At 64.1% G+C, this 3,705-nt stretch carries 2 protein-coding genes and 1 pseudogene; 2 read left to right on the forward strand and 1 reads right to left on the reverse strand.

Annotation, left to right across the window (positions count from 1 at the left end; genetic code table 11):
* Positions 1-104, reverse strand: a pseudogene (locus H162_RS34625) (5-dehydro-4-deoxyglucarate dehydratase); the annotation flags it as partial.
* Positions 105-471: 367 nt separating this feature from the next.
* Between H162_RS34625 and H162_RS32390 the strand changes: the two are divergent.
* Entirely contained in the window at positions 472-1,872 is a 1,401-nt protein-coding gene (locus H162_RS32390; RefSeq protein WP_020657059.1) for an MFS transporter, read from the forward strand.
* 9 nt (positions 1,873-1,881) lie between these two features.
* A complete protein-coding gene (gene garD / locus H162_RS0129465; RefSeq protein ID WP_020657060.1) occupies positions 1,882-3,447 on the forward strand; it encodes a galactarate dehydratase in 1,566 nt (521 codons plus the stop codon).
* Positions 3,448-3,705 lie beyond the last annotated feature (258 nt).

A 3,705-nucleotide genomic window follows, 5' to 3' on the forward strand; every position in this document is an offset into this window, starting at 1 on the left:
GCGTAGGCGGTCGGGACGAAGTCGCCCTGGGCGTCGAAGTCGGTGACCGGGAAGGACAGCAGGCCGGAGGAAAGGATCTCTTTGAGGTCTTGTGGCGTAAACATGGTGTCTCCGTTGTAGGCGTCGTTGGGGAGCGGTAAGTCGCTCAGTGCAGTTATCAGTCATCGTACAACATGTTTCGGCGTGCTGCAACAACTACAAGCGAGACCGTGCAGCTTTCCGACACCGCGGCGGACACACGAAGAATTCCTTCTATATAGCGGTGCGGCGGCCGTTCCTGCGGCAGGGCGAAGATCGATATCTTCGTGCCAAAACCTGTTTGCTATTTATTTTTTCTTCGCCTATGATGAGGCATGTTGTCTGATGACCGACGACTAACTCACACGCTCCGTGGCCAAAAAAGAACACTGGCGGCGCACGCCGCCATCCAGGAGTGCACGGCGCAAGGCACAAGGTATCTCAGGAGACAGGATGAAATCCCAGCACAGCATCACCAGCGCCGGCGGCGCCAAGGCCACCCGCGTCCGGTGGACTATCCTCGCAATGTTGTTCCTCATCACCACGATCAACTATGCGGATCGCGCCACGATCTCGATCGCGGGTCCCGAGCTGAAGAAGATGCTCGGCCTGACGACCGTGGAGATGGGCTTCGTCTTCTCGGCGTTCGCCTGGTCGTATGTGCTGGCCCAGCTGCCGGGCGGCTGGCTGCTCGACCGCTTCGGCTCGCGCGTCACTTACTTCTTCAGTATCTTCCTGTGGTCGCTGTTCACGCTGCTGGTCGGCACGGTCGGCTTCTTCACCGGCGCCGCCGCGGTCGCGCTGCTGTTCGCGCTGCGCTTCGCGGTGGGCGCGGCCGAAGCGCCTTCCTTCCCGGCCAACAGCCGCGTGACGGCGGCATGGTTCCCGACGGCGGAGCGGGGCACGGCGGCGGCCATCTTCAATTCCGCGCAGTATTTCGCCACCGTCCTGTTCGCACCGCTGATGGGCTGGCTGGTGCACAGCTACGGCTGGCAAAGCGTGTTCTATGTCATGGGCGCGCTCGGCATCGTGGTGGCCTTCGTGTGGCTGAAGACGATCCACGGGCCGAAAGACCATCCGCGCATCAATGCGGCCGAGCTGGCCTACATCGAGGCGGGCGGCGCCCTGACCAAGCTGGAAAGCAAGGAGAAGCGTCCGGCCGCCAGCCAGCCGAGCACCTGGCCGATCCTCAAGCAACTGCTGGGTAACCGGATGCTGCTGGGCGTGTACATCGGCCAGTACTGCATCAACACGCTGACCTATTTCTTCCTGACCTGGTTCCCTGTCTATCTCGTCAGCGAGCGCGGCATGACGATCCTGAAGGCCGGCTTCGTGGCCGCCTTGCCGGCGATCGCCGGCTTCCTCGGCGGCATCATGGGCGGCCTGATCTCGGACCGCATGATCCGCGGCGGCTTCTCGCTGTCGGCCGCACGCAAGACGCCGATCGTCTGCGGCATGCTGATGGCCATGAGCATGATCATCTGCAATTACGTGAGCGCCGACTGGATGGTCGTGGCCATCATGTCGCTGGCATTCTTCGGCAAGGGCATCGGTGCGCTGGGCTGGGCCGTGGTGGCGGATACTTCTCCCAAGGAAGCTGCCGGCCTGAGCGGCGGTCTGTTCAATACCTTCGGCAATACCGCCGGCATCACGACGCCCATCGTCATCGGCTATATCCTGTCGGTCACCGGCTCGTTCGCCGCCGCCCTGGTGTATGTCGCCGCGAATGCCGCGGTCGCGATCTTCTGCTACCTCTTCATTGTCGGCGACATCAAGCGTGTCGAACTGAAGCCTGTACCGGACAGCTCCGGTGCGAAACCGGTCGGCGCGCTGAACGTCGTCTCCAGCAAATAAGGAACCGTCATGAGCAATTGTTCTTCGCCGAAGTCCGGCGCCCAGAAGCCTCACTATATCCGCGTCCATCCGAACGACAACGTGGCCATCGTCGTCAACGACGGCGGCCTCCCGGCGGGGACCGAATTCCCGGGCGAATTCGTGCTCAAGAATGCGGTGCCGCAGGGGCACAAGATCGCCCTGGTCGACATCCCCGAGGGTGAGCCGGTGCGCCGCTACGACGTCGTGATCGGCTACGCCGCCAGCGACATCGCCCAGGGCACCTGGGTCGAGGAAGCGCTGGTGCGCATGCCGGAGGCGCGCAGCCTGGACAACCTGCCGATCGCCACCCGCAAGGCGGCGCCGGTCGAGCCCCTCGAAGGCTATACCTTCGAAGGCTACCGCAATGCCGATGGCAGCGTCGGCACCCGCAACCTGCTCGCGATCTCGACCACCGTGCAATGCGTGGCCGGCGTGGTCGACCATGCGGTGCGGCGCATCCGCGCCGAGCTGCTGCCCGACTATCCCTACGTCGACGACGTGGTCGCGATCGAGCACATCTACGGCTGCGGCGTGGCGATCGACGCGCCCGGCGCCGAGATCCCGATCCGCACCCTGCGCAACATCGCCCGCAATCCGAACTTCGGCGGCCAGGCGATGGTCGTCAGCCTGGGCTGCGAAAAGCTGCAGCCTTCGCGCCTGCTGCCCGAGGGCAGCATCCCGATCCAGCAGGGCGGCTCCTACACGGTGGTGCTGCAGGACGAGGCCCACGTCGGCTTCGATTCGATGATCGAGTCGATCATGGCGATGGCGCGCACGCGGCTGGAGGTGCTGAACCAGCGCCGCCGCGAAACCTGCAGTGCCTCCGAGCTGGTGGTCGGCGTGCAATGCGGCGGCAGCGATGCCTTCTCCGGCGTCACCGCCAATCCGGCGGTCGGCTACGCCACCGACCTGCTGGTGCGCGCCGGCGCCACCGTCATGTTCTCGGAGAACACCGAGGTCCGCGACGGGATCGACCAGCTCACCTCGCGTGCGGCCAACGCCGAGGTGGCGCAGGAGATGATCCGCGAGATGGCGTGGTACGACGCCTACCTGCAGCGCGGCGGCGTCGACCGCAGCGCGAACACCACGCCCGGCAACAAGAAGGGTGGACTGAACAACATCACCGAGAAGGCGATGGGTTCGATCGTCAAGTCGGGCAGCAGCGCGATCTCGGGCGTGCTCGCGCCGGGCGAGAAGGTGAAGCAGAAGGGCCTGATCTTTGCGGCGACCCCCGCCAGCGATTTCGTGTGCGGCACCCTGCAACTGGCGGCCGGCATGAACCTGCACATCTTCACCACCGGCCGCGGCACGCCTTACGGCCTGGCCGCGGTCCCGGTCATCAAGGTGGCCACGCGCGACGACCTGGCGCGCCGCTGGCACGACCTGATGGACGTCAACGCCGGCCGCATCGCCACCGGCGACGCCACCATCGCGGACGTGGGCTGGGAGCTGTTCCAGCTGATGCTGGACGTGGCGAGCGGACGCAAGACCTGGGCCGAGCAGAAGAGGCTGCATAACGCGCTGGCGCTGTTCAACCCGGCGCCGATCACCTGATCCGAAGCGCTGCATCTTCAACACCGCCGCCGTGGTGACACGCCGGCGGTTTTTTCACGCCAGCCTTTTAGGGTCAGAGTCGAATTGTTCATTAACATTCTCACTATTCACAGTAATTCGACTCTGACCCTAGTTGTCCGCCGGGCAATTGGCCAATAATTCAACTCTGACCCTAATGCGGTTAAGTTAAGCCGCCTTTGATCATTTGGCTGTTGTAAACGTGTAGCGGCTCTGTTAACCTTCGGCTCCGATGCTAGC

This window comes from Massilia niastensis DSM 21313, from assembly GCF_000382345.1.
Classification (GTDB): domain Bacteria; phylum Pseudomonadota; class Gammaproteobacteria; order Burkholderiales; family Burkholderiaceae_D; genus Telluria; species Telluria niastensis.

Coding starts and splice junctions, on each gene's coding strand:
- H162_RS32390 (WP_020657059.1), top strand. CDS start 472: ATGAAATCCCAGCACAGCATCACCAGCGCCGGCGGCGCCAAGGCCACC.
- garD (WP_020657060.1), top strand. CDS start 1,882: ATGAGCAATTGTTCTTCGCCGAAGTCCGGCGCCCAGAAGCCTCACTAT.